The following is a 19,376-nucleotide window of genomic DNA, read 5'->3' on the forward strand; positions in this document are numbered from 1 at the left end:
TGTCGGGCGCCGGACGCTTCGGTAACATGATGTTTCGCATGGCGCAGATGTCCGCGCCATGCGCAACAGAATCCGGGCGGGGCGACCGTCGCGTCAAGGGTTTCCCGCAGATGCGGCCCGAACCGGGCCGCAAGGTGGTGAGAGTTGAGCCATGACCCGCACGCAGAAGAAGCAGTCTGACGGCAGCGCGGAGACCGGGGGGACCGCGGAGAGACAGCACGGCAGGGGCGCGTCCGGCGGCGTCCAGTCGGTGGACCGGGCGGTGAGCGTGCTGGAGATCCTCGCCCGGCACGGCGAGGCGGGCGTCACGGAGATCGCCGAGGAGCTGGACGTGCACAAGTCGACGGCGTTCCGGCTGCTCGGCGTGCTGGAGAACCGGGGCCTGGTCGCCCAGGCCAAGGACCGGGGCAAGTACTACCTGGGCGCCGGCGTGCTGCGACTGGCGGGTGCGGCTGCGGTGCGGCTGGACATCTCCCAGGAGGGCGTCCCGGTCTGTCGTGAACTCGCCGACGAGCTGGGCGAGACGGTCAACATCGCGGTGCTGGACGACGACGCGGCCGTCAACATCATGCAGGCCCGCGGCACCGCGTCGGTCACCGCGCAGAACTGGCTCGGCCGGCGCACCCCGCTGCACGCCACGTCGAGCGGCAAGGTGCTGCTGGCGCACATGCCGCCAACGCTGCGCGAGGGCCTGCTCGCGCGTCCCCTGCCGCGCTTCACCGAGCGGACGATCACCGGCGCGTCGATGCTGCGCGCGGAGCTGGAGGCCGTGGTCGAGCAGGGGTACGCGGTCACGCTGGAGGAACTGGAGCTGGGGCTCGCCGCCGTGGCCGCGCCGGTGCGCTCGCACGACGGCAAGGTGATCGCGTCGATCAGCGTCTCCGGGCCGGTGTACCGGCTGAACGCGGACCGGCTGCCGGAGCTGGCGAAGCGGACGGTGGCGGCGGGGGCGGAGCTGTCCCGCCGGATGGGGTACGGCTTCTGAGCGGTGTCTCCGAGGCGGGGCTTCTGACCGAGGCCCGCGCAGGTCCGTGCAACAGCGGCGCGGGGTCCGGGAGTTCGGGCCCCGCGCCGTCGTCTGTCACCACGCGCACCACCCCGGCCCCACCCGGATCCCGACCCGGTCCCACCCGGATCCCGCCCGGGTCACACCCGGATCTCACCGCGCGTCCCGCCCCCCGCGACCCGTCGTGTGTCCGGCGCGTTTCGGCCCTCCCGCGCCTTTTGCGAGAGGTTAACCCGCGCCTCTTGACGGCCGCTCGATGCCGTTCTCAGTATGTTCCCCATCGCGCAACCCATCGTGCACTGCGCAACAGCTGAGGAGGGTGTCGTGCCCCACCAGGTCCGTGCCGTAGTCGCTGTCGAGAAGGGCGCACCCGTCGAGGTGCAGACGATCGTCGTCCCCGACCCCGGACCGGGAGAGGTCCTCGTCTCGGTTCAGGCCTGCGGGGTCTGCCACACGGATCTGCATTACCGGGACGGTGCGATCACGGACGACTTCCCGTTCCTGCTGGGGCACGAGGCGGCGGGGACGATCGACGCGGTGGGCGAGGGCGTCACCGACCTCGAACCCGGCGACTACGTGGTGCTGGCCTGGCGCGCGCCCTGCGGGAGCTGTCGCTCCTGTCGCCGCGGCCGGCCCTGGTACTGCTTCGACTCCCGCAACGCGGCCCGCCCGATGACGCTCCTGGACGGCACGCCGCTCTCCAGCGCCCTCGGCATCGGCGCGTTCGCCGAGAAGACGCTCGTCGCGGCCGGCCAGGCGGTGAAGGTCGACCCGGCCGCCCGCCCCGAGGCGGCCGGTCTCATCGGCTGCGGGGTGATGGCCGGCTACGGTGCGGCGGTGAACACCGGCGGCGTCGGCCGGGGCGACTCGGTGGCCGTCATCGGCTGCGGCGGCGTCGGCAACGCGGCGATCGCTGGCGCGTGTCTCAACGGCGCGATGAAGGTCATCGCCGTCGACGTCGACGACCGCAAGCTCGACCGGGCGGAGAAGTTCGGCGCGACGCACACCGTCAACTCCCGTGGCACCGACCCGGTCGAGGCGGTGCGCGCGCTCACCGACGGCTTCGGCGTCGACATCGCGATCGACGCGGTGGGCCGCCCGGAGACGTTCACGCAGGCGTTCTACATGCGCGACCACGCCGGTCTGCTCGTCCAAGTGGGCGTCCCCTCCCCCGAGATGAGGATCGAGCTGCCGCTGATCGACGTGTTCTCGCGGGGCGGCGCGATCAAGTCCTCCTGGTACGGGGACTGTCTGCCGAGCCGCGACTTCCCCTATCTGATCGACCAGTACCTGTACGGGCTGCTCGACCTGAACGCGTTCGTCTCCGAGACCATCGCGCTGGACCAGGTGGAGGCGGCGTTCGGCAAGATGCACCGCGGCGAGGTCCTGCGCTCGGTGGTGGTCCTGTGAACACCGTGAACACCGTGAACACCGCGAGCGCTGTGAGCACCGCGAGCACGGCGAGCGCCGGAGCCGGCAGGACCTCCGCCGCCGTCCCCCGAGTCGTCGTCATCGGCGCCGGCATCGTCGGCTGCTCCCTCGCCGACGAGCTGACCGCACGCGGCTGGACCGACGTCACCGTCCTCGAACAGGGCCCTCTGCCCGCCCCCGGCGGCTCCACCTCGCACGCGCCGGGCCTCGTCTTCCAGACCAACCCGTCCAGGACGCTCACCGAGTTCGCCAAGTACACGGTGGAGAAGTTCGGCTCGCTGGAGGTCGACGGCGTCTCCTGCTTCCACCCGGTCGGCGGGCTGGAGCTGGCGACCACACCCGAGCGCCTCGCCGAGCTGCACCGCAGGGCCGGCTACGCCGCCGCCTGGGGCGTGCGCGGCGAGATCGTCGGCGCCGCCCGCTGCAAGGAGCTGTGGCCGCTGCTCGACGGGTCGCTCGTCCTCGGCGGCTTCCACACCCCCGACGACGGCCTGGCCCGCGCCCTCCTCGCGGCCCGCGCCCAGCTGCGGCGGGCCACCGAGCGGGGCGCCCGCTTCCTGGACCGCCACACGGTCACCGGGATCGAACAGGACGACGGCCGCGTCACCGCCGTGGTCACCGACCGGGGCACCTTCCCCGCCGACCACATCGTCTCCGCCGCCGGATTCTGGGGCCCGGTGATCGGCCGCATGGCCGGCGTCGACGTACCGCTCCAGCCGCTCGCCCACCAGTACGCCAGGACCGCGCCCCTGCCCGAGCTGGCCGGGGCCACCGCGGAGGCCCGGCGGCCCATCCTCCGCTTCCAGGACCGCGACCTGTACTTCCGCGAGCACGCCGACCGTCTCGGCATCGGCTCCTACGCCCACCGGCCCCTGCCCGTCGACCCGTTCTCCGTCCTGCCCTACAACGAGTCCCGCGCGCGGCACATGGACATGCCGTCCTCGTATCGCTTCACGCCGGAGGACTGGGCCCCGAGCTGGGACGACTGCCGCCGGCTGATCCCCGCGCTGCGCCGCTCAGAAACGGAGGAGGGCTTCAACGGCGTCTTCTCCTTCACCCCCGACGGCATGCCGGTTCTCGGCGAGTCGCTCCGGCTCAGGGGCTTCTGGCTGGCCGAGGCGGTCTGGGTGACGCACTCGGCGGGCGTCGCCAAGGCCGTCGCCGAGTGGATGGTGGACGGACGGCCCTCCCTCGACCTGCACGAATGCGACCTCACCCGCTTCGAGGCGGCGCAGCGCTCCCCGGCGTACGTCCGCGAGCGCGGCGCGCGACAGTTCGTCGAGGTGTACGACGTGCTGCATCCGCTCCAGCCGATGGAACAGCCGCGTCCGCTGCGCGTCAGCCCCTTCCACGCCCGTCAGCAGCAGCTCGGCGCGTTCTTCCTGGAGGGCGGCGGCTGGGAGCGCCCCCACTGGTACGAGGCGAACGCCCCGCTAGCCGACGGGATCCGCCTCCCGGAGCGGGACGCCTGGTCCGCCCGCTACTGGTCGCCGATCGCGGCGGCGGAGGCGCGGGCGACCCGCGAGAGGGTCGCCCTGTACGACATGACGCCGCTGCGCCGGCTGGAGGTCGCCGGCCCCGGCGCGCTCGCCTTCCTCGACCGTATGACCAGCAACAACCTGCGCAAGAAGCCGGGCGCGGTCACCTACACGCTGCTCCTGGACGAGACCGGCGGCATCCGCTCCGACCTCACCGTCGCCCGTCTGGCCCCCGACCGCTTCCAGGTCGGCGCCAACTCGCCCGCCGACCTCGACTGGCTGCTGCGCCACGCGCCGGCCGACGTGCACATCAGGGACGTCACCTCCGGCACCTGCTGCGTCGGCGTGTGGGGCCCGCTCGCCCGCGACCTGGTCCAGCCGCTGACCCACGACGACTTCTCGCACGAGGGGTTCGGCTACTTCCGCGCGAAGGAGACGTACGTCGGGCACGTCCCGGTCACCGCGATGCGGCTGTCGTACGTCGGCGAGCTGGGCTGGGAGCTGTACACCACCGCCGATCTGGGCCTGCGGCTCTGGGACACGCTGTGGGAGGCGGGCCGGGACCTCGGTGTGGTCGCGGCCGGGCGTTCCGCCTTCAACTCGCTGCGGCTGGAGAAGGGTTACCGGGCCTGGGGCGTCGACATGACCGACGAGCACGACCCGTTCGAGGCGGGCGTCGGCTTCGCGGTGCGGATGGACAAGGACGGCTTCGTCGGACAGGAGGCGCTGGAGAACCGCCCCGAGCCGAGCCGCCGGCTCACGCCGCTGCTCCTGGACGACCCCGCCGCGGTCGTCCTCGGCAAGGAGCCCGTCCACGTCGACGGCGCGCCGGCCGGTTACGTGACCAGCGCGTCGTACGGCTACACGCTGGGCCGGTGCGTCGCGTACGCCTGGCTGCCGACGCTCCCGACGGGCGCGCCCGTGCACATCGAGTACTTCGGCGAGAAGGTGCCCGCGACCGTCGCCGAAGAGCCGCTGTTCGACCCGAAGATGACCCGCATCCGTCGCTGAGACCCGCATCCGTCGCTGAGACCCCCAACCGTCACTGACCCGCATCCGTCGCTGACCCGCGCCGGCCGGCCTCAGGAGGCCCCTGATGTCCCCCACGTACGACGTCGTCGTCATCGGTCTCGGCGGCATGGGCAGCGCCGCCGCCTGTCATCTGTCCGCCCGCGGCGCCCGGGTGCTCGGCCTGGAGAAGTTCGGGCCGGTGCACAACCGGGGCTCCAGCCACGGCGGTTCACGGATCACCCGGCAGTCCTACTTCGAGGACCCGGCGTATGTGCCGCTGCTGCTGCGCGCCTACGAGCTGTACGAGGACCTGGAGCGGGCGACCGGCCGGGAGATCGCGATCCTCAGCGGCGGGGTCATGGTCGGCCCGCCCGACTCGCGGACCGTCTCCGGTTCGCTGCTCTCGGCGCGGCAGTGGGACCTGCCGCACGAGATGCTGGACGCGCGCGAGATCCGCCGCCGCTTCCCGACGCTCGCGCCGCAGGACGACGAGGTGGCCCTGTACGAGAAGAAGGCCGGCCTGCTCCGCCCGGAGAACACGGTGGCCGCGCATCTCCAGCTCGCCACCCGACAGGGCGCGGAGCTGCACTTCGACGAGCCGATGACCCGCTGGGAGCCGTACCGGGACGGCGTCCGGGTCCACACCGCGGAGAACACCTACACGGCCGGCCGGCTGGTGATCTGCCCGGGGGCGTGGGCGCCGGAACTGCTCGCGGACCTCGGGGTGCCGTTCACGATCGAGCGGCAGGTCATGTACTGGTTCGAGCCGACGGGTGGCGTCGAGCCCTTCCTGCCCGCGCGCCACCCGATCTACATCTGGGAGAACGCGCGGAACGTGCAGGTCTACGGCTTCCCCGCCATCGACGGGCCCGGCCGCGGCGCCAAGGTGGCCTTCTTCAGGAAGGGGCAGGTCACCACCCCGGAGACCATCGACCGCACGGTCCACGAGGACGAGGTCCGGGCGATGGCCGAGCACATGTCGGGCTGTGTCCCCGACCTGCCCGGCGCCTTCCTCAAGGCCGCGACCTGCATGTACTCCAACACCCCGGACGAGCACTTCGTCATCGCCCGGCATCCCGCGCATCCGGAGTCGGTCACCGTGGCCTGCGGGTTCTCGGGGCACGGCTTCAAGTTCGTGCCCGTCGTCGGCGAGATCCTCGCCGACCTGGCCCTGACCGGGGCCACCGCGCACCCCATCGGCCTGTTCGACCCCGCCCGCCTCGCCGCCGCGCCCGCCTGAGGAGCACGCACGTGACGACGACCCCTCTCTCCCCCAGCCTCATCGCGACCCTGCCGGGCAGCTACTACACCGACCCGGAGATCTTCCGGCAGGAGCAGGAGCACGTCTTCGAGTCGATGTGGTTCTGCGCCGTCCGATGCGCCGACCTCGACCGGCCCGGCGCCTTCCGCACGGTCCAGGTGGGCCGCGAGAACGTCATCATCACCCGGACCCGCACGGGGGAGCTGCGCGCCTTCCTCAACGTCTGCCGCCACCGCGGGGCCCGGCTGTGCACGCAGGAGTCCGGCGAGATCCGGCGCACCCTGCAATGCCTGTACCACGCCTGGACGTACGACCTGGACGGCCGGCTGATCGCCGCGCCGAACCTGATCAAGATGCCCGACGTCGACCGGGTCGCGTACGGGCTGGTCAAGGTGGCGCTGCGGGAGTGGCTCGGCTACGCCTGGGTGTGTCTGGCCGACGAACCGCCCTCCTTCGAGGACACCGTCGTGTCCGCGGCCGTGGAACGGCTCGGCGACCCGGCGGCGATCGAGCACTACGGCGCGGAGAACCTCGCGCTCGGCAAACGCATCACCTATGACGTGAAGGCCAACTGGAAGCTCATCGTCGAGAACTTCATGGAGTGCTACCACTGCGCGACGATCCATCCCGAACTCACCGACGTGCTACCGGAGTTCGCGGACGGTTACGCGGCCCAGTACTACGTGGGGCACGGTGCCGAGTTCGGTGAGGAGGTCCGGGGCTTCACGGTCGACGGCAGCGAGGGCTTCGCGAAGCTCCCGGAGGTCTCCGCCGACCAGGACCGCCGCTACTACGCGATCACCGTCAAGCCGACGGTGTTCGTCAACCTCGTCCCGGACCATGTGATCCTGCACCGCATGTTCCCGCTCGCCGAGGACCGCACGGTCGTCGAGTGCGACTGGCTGTACGCGCCGGAGGTCGTCGGGTCCGGGGCGGACGTGTCGAAGTCGGTGGAGCTGTTTCACAGGGTGAACGTCCAGGACTTCGAGGCCTGTGAACGGACGCAGCCGGCGATGTCCTCGCGGGCGTACCGCGGGGGTGGTGTGCTGGTGCCCAACGAGCACCACATCCAGATCTTCCACGAGTGGCTCGTGGAGAGACTCGGAGGCGGCCATGCCTGACCTGTTCATCGACGGCGGGTGGCGGGGCGCTCTCGACGGGCGCACCCGGGAGATCCGCTGTCCCGCCGACGGCTCCCTGGTGGGGGTGGTCGACGAGGCGGGCGGCAAGGACACCGTCGAGGCGATCGCGGCCGCCCGGCGCGCCTTCGACACCGGCCCGTGGCCGCGCACCCCGGCGGCCGAGCGCGGCGACCTGCTGCTGCGGGTGGCGGACCTCCTCGTCCGCGACAAGGACGCACTGGCCCGCACCGAGTCGCTGGACACGGGGAAACGGCTGGTGGAGAGCGCGTACGACGTCGATGACGTGGTCGCCTGCTTCCGCTGGTTCGGGCGGCTCGCGGCACAGGAGGCGGACCGGGTCGTCGACACGGGCCGGGACGACGTCGAGAGCCGGGTGGTGCACGAGCCGGTGGGCGTGTGCGCGCTCATCACGCCGTGGAACTACCCGCTGCTCCAGACCGCGTGGAAGGTGGCACCGGCGCTGGCGGCCGGGAACACCTTCGTGCTGAAACCGAGCGAGCTGACCCCGCACACCGCGATCCGTCTGACCCGGCTGCTGGACGAGGCCGGGCTGCCGCCGGGCGCGGCCAACCTGGTCCTGGGCGCGGGCCCGGAGGCGGGGGCCCCGCTGGGCGACCATCCGGACGTGGACCTGGTCTCGTTCACGGGCGGGCTCCAGACCGGACGGCGGCTGATGGCGGCGGCGGCCGGGACGGTGAAGAAGGTCGCCCTCGAACTCGGCGGCAAGAACCCCAACGTCGTCTTCGCCGACGCCGACTTCGACACCGCCGTCGACATGGCGCTGACCGCGGTGTTCCTGCACTCCGGTCAGGTGTGCTCGGCGGGGGCGCGGCTCCTGGTCGAGGACTCACTGCACGACCGGTTCGTCGACGAGGTCGTGCGGCGGGCGGCGGAGATCCGGCTCGGCGGGCCGTTCGACGAGCGGGCGCAGACCGGGCCGCTGATCTCCGCGGCCCATCGCGCGAAGGTCGAGGCGTATGTGGCCCGGGGCGTGGCGGAAGGCGCCGTGCTGCGCTGCGGCGGAGAGCGCCCGTCCGGCGCGGGTCTCGACGGGGGCTTCTACTACCCGCCCACGGTGCTCGACGAGTGCGCCGCGGGGATGTCGGTGGTGCGGGAGGAGTCCTTCGGTCCCGTGCTGACCGTCGAGCGGTTCACCGACGAGGAGGAGGCGGTCCGGCTCGCGAACGACACCGTCTACGGCCTCGCCGGGGCCGTGTGGACGACCGACGGGGCGAAGGCGGCGCGGGTCGCCGCCCGGCTGCGCCTCGGCACGGTCTGGATCAACGACTACCACCCCTACGTCCCGCAGGCCGAGTGGGGCGGCTACAAGCAGTCCGGCTTCGGCCGCGAACTCGGGCCCTCGGGACTCGCCGAGTACCGCGAGACGAAGCACGTCTGGCGCAACACCGCCCCGTCCCCGCAGGGGTGGTTCGACTAGCGCCCCTCCTGCCCCCCTCCCGCCCCACCTGCCCCACCGTCCACGGCACCCGCAGAGCCGCTCCCTCCCCTTCCCCGGCCCACGAGGAGTCCGCTCAATGACGACAACCGCGCAACCGTCCGGTCAGCACGGCCCGGACGGCCAGGACGACGCCGAGCTCGCCGAGTTCGGCTACAGACCCGAACTCAAGCGCACACTGGGCAACTTCCACACCTTCGCCGCCGGCATCAGCTACATCTCCATCCTGACCGGCACCTTCCAGCTGTTCTACTTCGGCTACGGCAGCGGCGGCCCCGCATACTGGTGGTCGTGGCCGATGGTCTTCGTCGGCCAGTTCATGGTCGCCCTGTGCTTCGCCGAGCTGGCCGCCCGGTACCCGGTCGCGGGCTCGGTCTACAACTGGTCGAAGAAGATAGGCAATCCGCATCTGGGCTGGCTGGCCGGCTGGATGATGCTGATCGCCTCGATCGTGTCGATCTCGGCGGTGGCGCTCGCCTACCAGCTGACGCTGCCGCAGATCTCGTCGTTCTTCCAGTTCGTCGGCGACGGCTCCGGCACCTACGACGTGGCGACCAACGCGGTGATCCTGGCCGCGGTGCTGATCCTGTTCACCACCCTGGTGAACGCCTTCGGCGTCAAGCTGATGGCGCGGATCAACACGGCGGGCGTCTTCATCGAGTTGATCGCCACCGTCGTGCTGATCGTCCTGCTCGCCGTGCACATCACCCGCGGCCCGCAGGTCGTGCTGGAGACCAACGGCACCGGGGCCGGCTACGGGGCCGGGTATCTCGGCGCTTTCCTGGTGGCCTCGCTGGCGTCGGCGTACGTCATGTACGGCTTCGACACGGCCGCCTCGCTGGGCGAGGAGTCCCTCGACCCGTCCCGCAACGCGCCTCGCGCCATCATCCGGGCGATCGTCGCCTCGTTCGTGCTGGGCGGGCTGATCCTGCTGCTCGCGCTGATGAGCGTGTCCAGTCTGAAGGGCGAGCAGCTGTCCACGGACGGCCTCCAGTACATCGTGCTCGACGTGCTCGGTCCGACGGCCGGCAAGGCGATGCTGTGGTGCGTGCTGATCGCGGTCACGGTGTGCGCGCTGGCCGTGCACACGGCGGCGGTGCGGCTGGCGTTCGCGATGGCGCGGGACAACAACCTGCCCGGGTCCGCACGGCTGGCCCGCTGCCACCCCCGTTTCCAGACGCCCGTGCTGCCCACGGTGATCATCGGTGTGCTGGCGCTGTCGATCCTCGTGGTCAACATCCGCCAGCCGCAGATCTTCACCGTCGTGACCAGCATCGGCATCATCATGATCTACCTCGCCTATCTGGGCGTGACGGCTCCGATGCTGGTGGCGCGACTGCGCGGCCGGTGGCAGCCCGCGGGCGACGGGAAGTTCTCGCTCGGCCGCTGGGGGCTGCCCGTCAACATCGTCGCGGTGCTCTGGGGCACGGTGATGACGGTCAACCTGATCTGGCCGCGGGCCTCGGTCTACAACGCGACCGCGCCCTTCCACTGGTATCTCCAGTGGGGAGCCGTCCTGTTCGTCGCCGTCATCGCGGGCGGCGGCTTCGCCTACTACTGGTTCGTCCAGCGGCACCGCACCGGCGTCCTCGCCGAGCACCGCCTCGCGGACCCCGCCGCACCGTCCGCACCGTCCGCTCCGCACACCGCTCCGGCGGGCGACTGAGGGGGCCGGCTCATGGACAGCCATCTCATGGACCGCGATCTCATCGACGCCGACGTGTTCGACTACGTCGTGGTCGGCGGCGGCACGGCCGGCAACGTGGTCGCGGCCCGGCTCTCCGAGGACCCATCGGTGACGGTGTGCGTGCTGGAGGCGGGCCCGAGCGACGTCGGCGACGACGACGTCCTGCGGCTGGAGCGCTGGATGGGCCTGCTGGAGTCCGGCTACGACTGGGACTACCCGGTGGAGCCGCAGGCCTGCGGCAACGACTACCTGCGGCACGCGCGCGCGAAGGTGCTGGGCGGCTGCTCGTCGCACAACTCCTGCATCGCCTTCTGGGCGCCGGCCGAGGATCTCGACGACTGGGCGGCGGCCGGCTGCGCGGGCTGGAGCGCGGCCGACCTCTTCCCGCTGTTCCGGCGGCTGGAGAACAACGACGCCCCCGGCGGCCACCACGGACGCACCGGCCCGGTGCGACTGCGCACGCTGAAGGGCGAGGACCCGTGCGGGACCGCCCTGCTGGAGGCGTGCGCGCAGGCCGGGATACCGACGGTCGGCTTCAACACCGGCCGGACGGTCGTGCGGGGCGCCAACTGGTTCCAGATCAACTCCGACGAGAACAACGTCCGTCAGTCGTCGTCCGTGGCCTACCTCCACCCGGTCCTGGGCAAGCGGCCCAACCTGGACGTCCGCACCGGCGTCCGCGCCAAGAGGCTGGTGCTGGAGGGGCGGCGCTGCGTGGGCGCAGCGTACCTGGACCCCGGCCTGGTCCACACCCGGACGGTACGGGCCCGGCGCGAGGTGATCGTCTCGTGCGGGTCGATCGACTCGCCGAAGCTGCTGATGCTGTCGGGCATCGGACCGGCCGCGCAGCTGCGCGAGGTCGGTGTGGAGGTCGTGGTCGACTCCGCGGGCGTCGGGGAGAACCTCCAGGACCATCCCGAGGGCGTGATCATGTGGGAGGCCCGGCAGCCCATGCCCACGGCCTCCTCCCAGTGGTGGGAGGCGGGCGTCTTCTACGACACCGAGCCGGGCCTCGACCGGCCGGACCTGATGTTCCACTACGGGTCGGTGCCGTTCGACATGAACACCGCCCGGCACGGCTACCCCACCTCCGAGAACGCGTTCTGCCTCACCCCCAACGTGACGAAGGCGAGGTCACGGGGGACGGTGCGGCTGCGGACACGGGACTACCGGGACAAACCCCGCGTCGATCCCCGGTACTTCACCCATGAGCACGACGTACGGGTGATGACGTACGGGCTGCGGCTGGCCCGCCGTATCGCCGCGCAGCCCGCGCTGAGCGACTGGGCGGGGGCGGAGCTGGCCCCCGGGCCCGACGTCCGCTCGGACGAGGAGCTGCTCGACTACATCCGCAAGACCCACAACACCGTCTACCACCCGTCCTGCACCGTGAAGATGGGCGCGGACGACGACCCCTCGGCCCCGCTGGACGCGCGGCTGCGGGTCAAGGGGGTCGAGGGGCTGCGGGTCGCGGACGGCTCGGTGATGCCGGAGCTGATCGCGGTGAACCCGTGCATCACGACGATGATGATCGGCGAGAAGTGCGCCGACCTCGTGCGAGAGGACGCGTAAAAACCCCTAGGGCGCGCTCGGCGCCGGGCGCTTGTACATCCGTGTCGCCGTGATCTCGCTGCGTACCGCCTCCCCCGCCTGGGGCTGCTGGGGCAGTCCCGGGCGGAGGTGTTCCTCGACGCTGATGTACTTCAGGCCCGCCCTGAGGTCGGCGTCGTTGCGCAGGCGGATGACGAGGGGGAACTCCGCCAGCGCCGTCGTGTCGAAGAGGCCCGTGGTGTACAGGAGTTGGACGCCCAGCGCGTCCGAGACGGCTCGCTGGAGCTCCAGCAGATAGGTCGCGTTGGCGCGACCGATGGGGTTGTCGAGGAACAGCGTGCCGGCGTGCCGGTGCTTGTCGCGGCCCCGGTCGTTCGACCTGAGCGCGGCCATCGTGCAGTACAGGGCGATGGCCGCGGTGAGCAGCTGGCCGCCGGAGAACACATCGCCCATCTGGCCGACGGGCACCCGCTCGGCGCGCAGCACGGCGTCGGGCTTGAGGATCTCGACGGCGACGCCCTTGGGCTGGAGAGCGGCGCCGACTCCGCGCAGCAGCAGGGACATGCCGTCGCGCCGCAGGTCGGAGTTCTTCTTGACGGCGGCCCGGGTCGCCTCGTCGACGACCTCGCCGAGCCGCTCGATGAGGGTGGCCTGGTCGGGCTCGTCGAAGCGGATGCGCAGGAACTCCTGCCCGGACCACTCGCCGAGCCCTTCGGGCAGCCGGGACAGCCGCTGGGCGGAGCGCAGCGTGGCGAGGGCCGACTCGACCAGGCCCCGCAGGCGGTCCACGATCGAGTCGCGGTTGCGTTCCAGCTGCTCCAACTCGTCGGTGAGGACCCGCAGTCGGGGCGCGAAGGCGTCGGCCCACTTCTTCGCGTGGTCGGGCAGCGCGGAGGCGGGCAGTTCGCGGATCTGCTGCCGGGCGGGGGTGCGGACCTGCTCGTAGCGCGTGGAGTTGGCGTGCCGGACGAGGACGTCGCTCGCCTCGCGGACGGCGGACTCGGCGGCCGACAGGTCGGCGGCGCAGCCGCGCAGGGAGCGGCGGGTCTCGGCGGCCGAGTGGCGGGCCTCCTCCAGGGTGCCGGGGTAGGGCTCCGGCGTCTCCTGGTCGTCCTCGGGGGTGTGCTCGCGCAGCAGGTCGCGGAGCATCGCGGCGATCTCGTCGAAGCCGCCGGCCGCGTCCTCGGCGGCCCGGTGGGCCGCCAGCAGTTCGGCGTGCGCCTCGCGGGCCTGGTTCAACGCCTCGACGCGGGAGGAGAGTTCGCCGGTGGCGGTGCGCAGCAGGGCCTGCGCGTGCTCGGCGTCGCGTGGCTGGAGCTCCTCGGACAGCTCGGTGTGGGTCTCGCCGTCCTCGGGTGCGAGCCGTTCGGCCTCGCCGCGCAGCCGGCCGAGCTGCTCGCTCGCGGTGGACATCCGGGTCTCCAGGAGCTGCACCAGCTCCTCGGCGCGGGCGGCGGCGGCCTGCCTCGACGGCCCGTCGGAGCCGTCGGGCGACTGGAGCAGTTGCTCCGCGCGCGTGCGGACCTTGTTGCTGAGCCGGTCGAGTTCGGCGCGGGCCGCGCTCTCGTCGCTCTCGGCGCGGGCCTGCTCGGCGCGCAGGTCGGCGCCGACGCCGACCTTCTCGTACAGCTGGGAGGCGGCCCGGTAGGCCTCGCGCAGGGCGGGCAGGGACGCCCTGGGCGCGTCGGTGTCGTCCGCGGGGACGTCGTCGGGGGCGCCGGCGATCTCGGCGCGTTCGGCGCGCAGCGCACGCGCGGTGCGGCGGGCGTCGTCGGCGGCGCGCTGGGCGGCGCGGCGGTCCTCGTCGGCGGCGCGGGCCCGCTCCAGGCAGGTCTGGGCGCGGGCCTCGGACTCGGCGGCCTCGTCGGCGAGTTCGCGCAGTTTGACCTGCCAGCCGGCGCGTTCGCGGAGCCGGAAGGCGAGTCCGGCGAGGGCGTCGGCGGCGCGCCGGGCCCGCTGCGCGGCCTCCTGGCGTTCGTCGCGGACCTGCGCGGCCTCGGCGGCGGCCTCGTCGGCCTCCGCGCGGACGGTCCGCGCCTCGGCCAGCTCGGCTTCGGACTCCTCGGCGAACGCGCGGGTCTGCGCCGCGGCTTGCGCCAGTTCGGTGAGCCGTCCGGCCGGGCAGCCGGTGCGCCAGGAGGTGAGACGTGCGGCGAGCTCGCGGTCCTTGCCGAGCCGGGCCGCGAGGCGGCGGATCTCCTCGTCTCGCTCGGTGGCCCGGGCGCGCAGCGTCTGCCGCTCCTCGTCGGCGGCGTGCTCGTCGTGCATGGCCGGGTTCGGCGGCACGAGGAACACGTCCTGCTGCCGGGCGGGGTCGGCGTCGGGCGGCGGGGTGGGGGCGAGGAGGGCGGCGGCGGTGCCGACGGCCACGGCGGAGCGGGGCAGCAGGGCGGCGTCGCTGAGCGCCTCACGCGCGCGTGCGTGCGACGCGGGATCGGTGATGATCACGCCGTCGACGAGTTCGGGCCGGGCGGCGAGCACGCGGGCGTGGTCGGCGGGGGCGACTGCCTGGGCGAGGTAGCGCCAGCCGGGCAGGGCGGGGATGCCGTGCTCGCCGAGGAACTCCACGGTGGCCAGGACGTCCGGGCCGGGCGGCAGGAGTCCGCCGTCGCCGAGCGCGCCGAGGATGCGGGAGTCGTCGGCGGCGGCGGTGCGCAGCTCGAAGAGCTGGCGTTCGGCGGAGGAGACGGCGTCGTCGAGGAGTTCGCGCAGTTCGTCGGCGCATCGGTCGAGGTCCTCGGGGGCGAGGCCGGTGTCGGCGCTCTCGTCGCCCGAGCGGGGCTGCGGGATGACGCGGCGGGCGGTGCCGCCGGTGACGCCCAGCAGTTCCGCGAGGCGCTCCTCGGCGGCCAGGGCCTCGGCGAGCCGGCTCTCGGCCTCGTACGAGCGCTGGGAGCCGGTGGCGGCGTCCGCGGCGCGGGCCGCGGTCAGCTCGGCGCGGGACTCGGCGGAGGCGGCCTCGCGCGCGTGCTCGGACGCCCGGCGGGCCTCCTCCCGCGCGGTGTCCCAGGCGGCGACGGTGGTCTTCTCGGCGTCGCTGGCGGCGAGGGCGGCGCGGGCGGGGTCGGCGTCGGGCGCGCTGTCGTCCAGCCAGCCCGCGCGCACGGCTTCGGCGGTCTCCTGCTCGACCTCCGTGAGGCGCTGGCGCAGATGGCCGATCTCGCTGCGGGCGCGCTGGGCCTCGGTGGCGGCGGAGGTGGAGTCCCGGTACGCGGTCTCGCCGGCCTCCTGGAGCCCGGCGGAGCGCTCCTCCTCCTCGTCGGCGAGGGCCTCGGCGCTCTCGGCCGCCGCGTGCAGGGCCCGGACGAGGTCGACGGCGGCCTTGGCGCGGGCGGCGAGGGCGGGGGCGGCGTCCCGTTCGGCCTCCTGGATCGCGGCGGACACCCGCGCGACGCGGTCGGCGGCGGCACGGTGGCGCAGGACGGCCTCGGCGGCCTGCCAGGCGGAGTGCAGGGTGCGCGCGTCGGCGAGTTCGCGTTTCTGCGCGGCGGCGGACTTCTCGGCGCCGGCGAGCGCCAGGGAGGCGTGCCGGTAGGCGAGTTCGGCGGCGATCAGCGCGCTGCGCTCGCGGGCGCCCTCGGAGTGCGTGACGGCGTAGGCGGCGGCCGTGACCCGCTGGGCGAGGTCCGCGGCGCGCGTCCGCTCCCGTACGCCCCGCGCGGACAGCCGTCGCGCGAGGGTGCGGGTGCGCCGCTCGGCGCCGGTGTGGACGTCACGCGCGCGTGCCCGCGCGTCGGCGGCCTCGACGATCCGCCCGAGCAGGTCGACCGAGCCGGCGGTGAACTCCCGTTCGGCGATCAGCTCGGCGCGCCGTCCCAGCTTGTTGCCGAAGCCGCTGACGAGGTCGGCGAGGCCGTCGGTGTCGCGGGTGTCGGTGACCGCCCGCAGCAGCAGGTCGGTGAAGTCGGAGTCCTTCTTGACCGCGAACAGGCCGGCGGCCTCGCCCTCGTCGGCGTTCATCTCCCGCTGGTAGCGGAAGAGTTCGGGGTCGAGGCCGAGGTCGCCGAGGTGCTCGATCCACCGGTCGTGGATCTCCTCCCAGTGCACCTCCAGATGCGGGTAGGCCTTGCCGGCCTCGGTGAGGGCGTCGCGGAAGCCCTTCATGGTGCGCCGCCGTCCCTGCGCCCCCGACTGGCCCTCGACGGACGGCCGTACGGCGGTGGACTCGGCGACGGGCAGGTTGTCGAGGGTGAGTCCGGGGCCGGGCCGGAACGAGTACCAGGCCTCGGCGAACTTGCGCGGGTCGTTGGACACCTGGCGGCCGCGCCATTCGCTGACCTTGCCGACGACGACGCACTCGCCGGTCAGCACGTGCTGCCATTCCAGGGCGACGTGCCCGCAGTCGTCGGCGAGGAGGAACTTGCGCAGCACGCCGGAGCTGGCGCCGCCGAGGGTGTTGCGGTGGCCGGGCAGCATCACCGAGAAGATCAGCTTGAGCAGGACGGACTTGCCGCCGCCGTTCTCCAGGAAGAGCACGCCGGCGGGCGCGGGCCGGCGGGGCGGGCCGACGGGCTCCTCCTCGAAGAACTCCGCCTGCGTCGGGGCGGGGTCGGGCACGACGCCGCCCACGCCCCGCAGGTCGAGCACGGTGTCGGCGTAGCGCGCGCCGGCGGGCCCGATGGAGTAGAGGCGGACGCGGGACAGCTCGTACATGGCGGACTCTCGTAGGTCTTCGGCGGATCGGTGGGGCTGCGGATCGGGGGTGGTGGCGGATCGTGGGGCGGCGGTTCGGGGGCGGTGGGTGGAGCGGTGGCGGCGTGGGCTGTTCAGGAGTGGAACGGCAGTCCGGCGTCGGCCACCAGTTCCAGGTCGTCGCTCTCCTCGGCGGGCATCAGCGTCGGCGTGCCGTCGGTGATCGGGACGACGCCCAGTTCCAGCAGTTCGGCCATGGCGGCGCCGCCGGCCATGTCCCGCACCTGGAGCTGGTAGCGGGCGGTCGTGCGGTAGGTGCCGCCGTTGTCGTCGCCGGTGCGCTGGAGGAAGCCGGAGTCGGTGAGGAAGGCGACGGCCTTGCCGACGATCCCGGTCGTCGAACCCGCCAGCCGGCGCGCGTCCTTGGTGGCTCCGGTGGCGCTGCGCCGCACCCAGATCCGCCAGGCGGTCTCCAGGCCGGGCGCGTCGGTGGCCGGGTCGGTGTTCTCGCCCTGCTCCTGCGCCCGTTCCTCCAGCCGGCGGCAGGCCTGCCGTACGAAGGCGTCGACGCCGTTGACGCTGACCCGGCCGATGTAGCCGTCGTCGGCGAGGTCCTCGGGCCGCGGGAACGCCATGGCGGCGACGGCGAGATGCGCGAGCCCGTGCAGGAAGCGGTCGCCGCCGTCGGCGGACGTCCGGCGCGCGTAGTCGCCCATCCGCACGGCGAACACCGAGTCCTCGGCGGCGGTCACGGCCATTCCCGCGCGCGGGGACACCTCCAGGACCACCAGCCCGAGGCCGGTGGCCACGGCGTCGGCGAGCCGCGCGAACGCCGGGTCCTCCCGGTAGCGCCGCAGCAGCTCCGTGTACTCCTGGTCCCGCGCGGGCTGCGTCTTGGGCTGGAGCCCGAAGGCGACGAGCCGGGCGGCGTCGGCGGCGTCGGCGGGGGTGACGGCGGCGGACACCGGCGCGGCGGCCTCCGGCTCACTCCGGTCGACGTGCTCGGTCACGGCGAGAACTCCTCGGTCTCGGGAACAGGGGTGCGTGGGACTGGCTGAGGGGCTGCGGGGGCGCGGTGCCGGGGCGGGCGCGGCACGCGGTCGCCGTGGGGCGTCACGCGGCCTCCGTCCGGTCGGCGGCCATGCCGGCCGCGTCCAGCAGCGCCGTCCCCACTATCAGGTCGGCGCCGCCGAACTCGGGATCGTCCAGCTCCGTGCCGTCGTCCACGGCGAACAGCAGCTTCTGCTCGCCCTGCCGGTAGGCGGTGCCGACCGCGGGGCTCGCCGCGTGCACCGCCAACAGCGCCACCAGGTACGGCAGATCGTGGTCGCCGGTGCGCCGCGCCTCGGCGAGCAGTCCCGAGAGCCGGCGCGGCGCGTCGGCGGGCAGGTCGAGCAACTCCTTGGCGGCGGCGAGCTGTTCCTCGCTGAACCGGCTGTCGTCCGGGGTGGCGATGAGGTCGGGCTCCGGCATCTCCGCGCCCAGGTGCTCCCGCTCCACGGGGGGCGTCAGCAGCAGGTCGACGAGGTCGCCGACGCGCACGGAGGCGGGCGTGCGCAGTCCGGTGCCGCGCGCGAAGAACGCGTCGGTGACCCGGACGGCCTGCTCCAGGGGCAGCGGCAGCACGGGGGCGACGAGATGCCCGTAGAGGTCTATGCCGGAGGAGGTCAGCGGGGTGGCGAAGGCCTGCCGGTCCTGCTCGGCGCGGAACAGGGGGCCGGCTTCCAGCAGCCGGGACTGGAGCTGGGTGTGCCGGCGGATGCAGTCCTTGACGATGTCGACGAGTTCGGCGGCCCGCCGCTTGTTCTCCGCGTCCTCGATCTCGTCGCGGGCCTTGCGGATGTTGGTGAGGATCGCGTTCTCGTGGCGGTAGCGGTCGGCGACGTGTTCGAGGGCCTCGGCGATCATGTCGGGCACGGCGTTGAGCCAGTCCACCGCGCGCACGTTGCGCCGGGTCGCCTCCAGGGCGCGCCGCAGCGTCTCGGAGTACTGCACGGTGCGGTAGCGGGCCTGTTCGGCAGCGAGTTGGGCGTCGGCGAGACGCCCGCGCCGGATGAGGACCTCCAGCTTGACCTCGGCGGCGATCTGCGCGCTGGTGACGTCGGTGTCGAGGGCGCCGACGAGGACGTTGACGGCCTCGTCCGTGGTGCGGAGGTAGACCGCGCCGCCGTAGCCGGGGACCTCCTCGATCAGCTTGAAGTCGTAGTCGCGGCGGACGTAGCTGCCGTCGGACGCGAAGGTGCCGTAGACGGCGCGGAAGCCCCGGTCGACGCTGCCGACGTTGATCAGGTTCTCCAGGACCCAGCGGGCCACGCGCTCGTGTTCCTCGCCGGGCCGCCGCGGGGCCTGTGCGGCGATGCGCGGGACGAGGCGGGCGACGATCTGGTCGTGGTCGGCGCCGGTGTCGAAGTCCATGTTGAGTGTGACGAGGTCGATGGCGGCGAGGGCGATCTCCGCCATGCCGTACACCGAGTACTCACCGGCGAGGTTGGCCTTGCGCGCGTCGAGGTCGTGGATCGGCGCCGTGCAGGCGAGCGCGCGCAGCCGCCGCGCCAGCCCCTCGTCGGCGGCCGGGCCCGGCGCCGGGCGCGGTCCCGCGCTGAGCTGGGGCGGAGCGTCGGAAGCACGGTCCGTCGATGCAGGCGAAGTCACGGTGCACAGACTAGGTCCTCGGTCTGACAACGACCCAAACGACGCCGGAGCCCCAGGCGGCGGGGCCCG

Annotated in this window: 11 protein-coding genes; 8 read left to right on the forward strand and 3 right to left on the reverse strand. The window is 73.1% G+C overall.

The features are described from left to right. Positions 1–151 precede the first annotated feature (151 nt). From ACFYX4_RS36760 to ACFYX4_RS36795, 8 genes are all read left to right on the forward strand, one after another. Positions 152–985, forward strand: coding sequence for an IclR family transcriptional regulator (locus tag ACFYX4_RS36760; protein ID WP_389343261.1), 834 nt, complete (start codon positions 152–154; stop codon positions 983–985). 345 nt (positions 986–1,330) lie between these two features. Continuing rightward, positions 1,331–2,416, forward strand: a complete 1,086-nt coding sequence (locus ACFYX4_RS36765) for an S-(hydroxymethyl)mycothiol dehydrogenase (protein WP_389343264.1) — start codon at positions 1,331–1,333, stop codon at positions 2,414–2,416. Between the two features lie 32 nt (positions 2,417–2,448). Further along, positions 2,449–4,926, forward strand: coding sequence for an FAD-dependent oxidoreductase (locus ACFYX4_RS36770; RefSeq protein ID WP_389343459.1), 2,478 nt, complete (start codon positions 2,449–2,451; stop codon positions 4,924–4,926). An 85-nt stretch (positions 4,927–5,011) separates the two neighbouring features. Next, on the forward strand, positions 5,012–6,166 hold the full coding sequence (gene solA / locus ACFYX4_RS36775) for an N-methyl-L-tryptophan oxidase (protein ID WP_389343267.1): 1,155 nt from the start codon (positions 5,012–5,014) through the stop codon (positions 6,164–6,166). Between the two features lie 11 nt (positions 6,167–6,177). After that, a complete protein-coding gene (locus tag ACFYX4_RS36780; RefSeq protein WP_389343270.1) occupies positions 6,178–7,308 on the forward strand; it encodes an aromatic ring-hydroxylating dioxygenase subunit alpha in 1,131 nt (376 codons plus the stop codon). Beyond that, positions 7,301–8,767, forward strand: coding sequence for an aldehyde dehydrogenase family protein (locus tag ACFYX4_RS36785; protein WP_389343273.1), 1,467 nt, complete (start codon positions 7,301–7,303; stop codon positions 8,765–8,767). Before ACFYX4_RS36780 ends, ACFYX4_RS36785 begins: the two co-directional genes overlap by 8 nt. Before the next feature lie 97 nt (positions 8,768–8,864). Next, the gene (locus ACFYX4_RS36790; protein WP_389343276.1) at positions 8,865–10,451 is read left to right on the forward strand and encodes an APC family permease; all 1,587 of its coding nucleotides are present in this window, start codon (positions 8,865–8,867) and stop codon (positions 10,449–10,451) included. Positions 10,452–10,463: 12 nt separating this feature from the next. Beyond that, the gene (locus tag ACFYX4_RS36795; protein WP_389343279.1) at positions 10,464–12,044 is read left to right on the forward strand and encodes a GMC family oxidoreductase; all 1,581 of its coding nucleotides are present in this window, start codon (positions 10,464–10,466) and stop codon (positions 12,042–12,044) included. A gap of 6 nt (positions 12,045–12,050) precedes the next feature. Here the strand turns inward: ACFYX4_RS36795 and ACFYX4_RS36800 are convergent, their stop codons facing one another. From ACFYX4_RS36800 to ACFYX4_RS36810, 3 genes are all read right to left on the reverse strand, one after another. Then, on the reverse strand, positions 12,051–16,676 hold the full coding sequence (locus tag ACFYX4_RS36800; RefSeq protein ID WP_389343282.1) for a hypothetical protein: 4,626 nt from the start codon (positions 16,674–16,676) through the stop codon (positions 12,051–12,053). Positions 16,677–16,789: 113 nt separating this feature from the next. Further along, a complete protein-coding gene (locus ACFYX4_RS36805) occupies positions 16,790–17,665 on the reverse strand; it encodes a hypothetical protein (protein WP_389343285.1) in 876 nt (291 codons plus the stop codon). Positions 17,666–17,768: 103 nt separating this feature from the next. Next, positions 17,769–19,307: a hypothetical protein gene (locus tag ACFYX4_RS36810; protein WP_389343288.1), complete on the reverse strand. Its 1,539-nt coding sequence runs from the start codon at positions 19,305–19,307 to the stop codon at positions 17,769–17,771. Positions 19,308–19,376 lie beyond the last annotated feature (69 nt).

It is taken from the genome of Streptomyces sp. NPDC002328 (assembly GCF_042890065.1).
Classification (GTDB): Bacteria; Actinomycetota; Actinomycetes; order Streptomycetales; family Streptomycetaceae; genus Streptomyces.

Bases quoted from the DNA above. Each gene is read 5' to 3' on its own strand.
- ACFYX4_RS36795 (WP_389343279.1), top strand. From the start codon at position 10,464: ATGGACAGCCATCTCATGGACCGCGATCTCATCGACGCCGACGTGTTC.
- ACFYX4_RS36785 (WP_389343273.1), top strand. From the start codon at position 7,301: ATGCCTGACCTGTTCATCGACGGCGGGTGGCGGGGCGCTCTCGACGGG.
- ACFYX4_RS36790 (WP_389343276.1), top strand. From the start codon at position 8,865: ATGACGACAACCGCGCAACCGTCCGGTCAGCACGGCCCGGACGGCCAG.
- ACFYX4_RS36800 (WP_389343282.1), bottom strand. From the start codon at position 16,676: ATGTACGAGCTGTCCCGCGTCCGCCTCTACTCCATCGGGCCCGCCGGC.
- solA (WP_389343267.1), top strand. From the start codon at position 5,012: ATGTCCCCCACGTACGACGTCGTCGTCATCGGTCTCGGCGGCATGGGC.
- ACFYX4_RS36760 (WP_389343261.1), top strand. From the start codon at position 152: ATGACCCGCACGCAGAAGAAGCAGTCTGACGGCAGCGCGGAGACCGGG.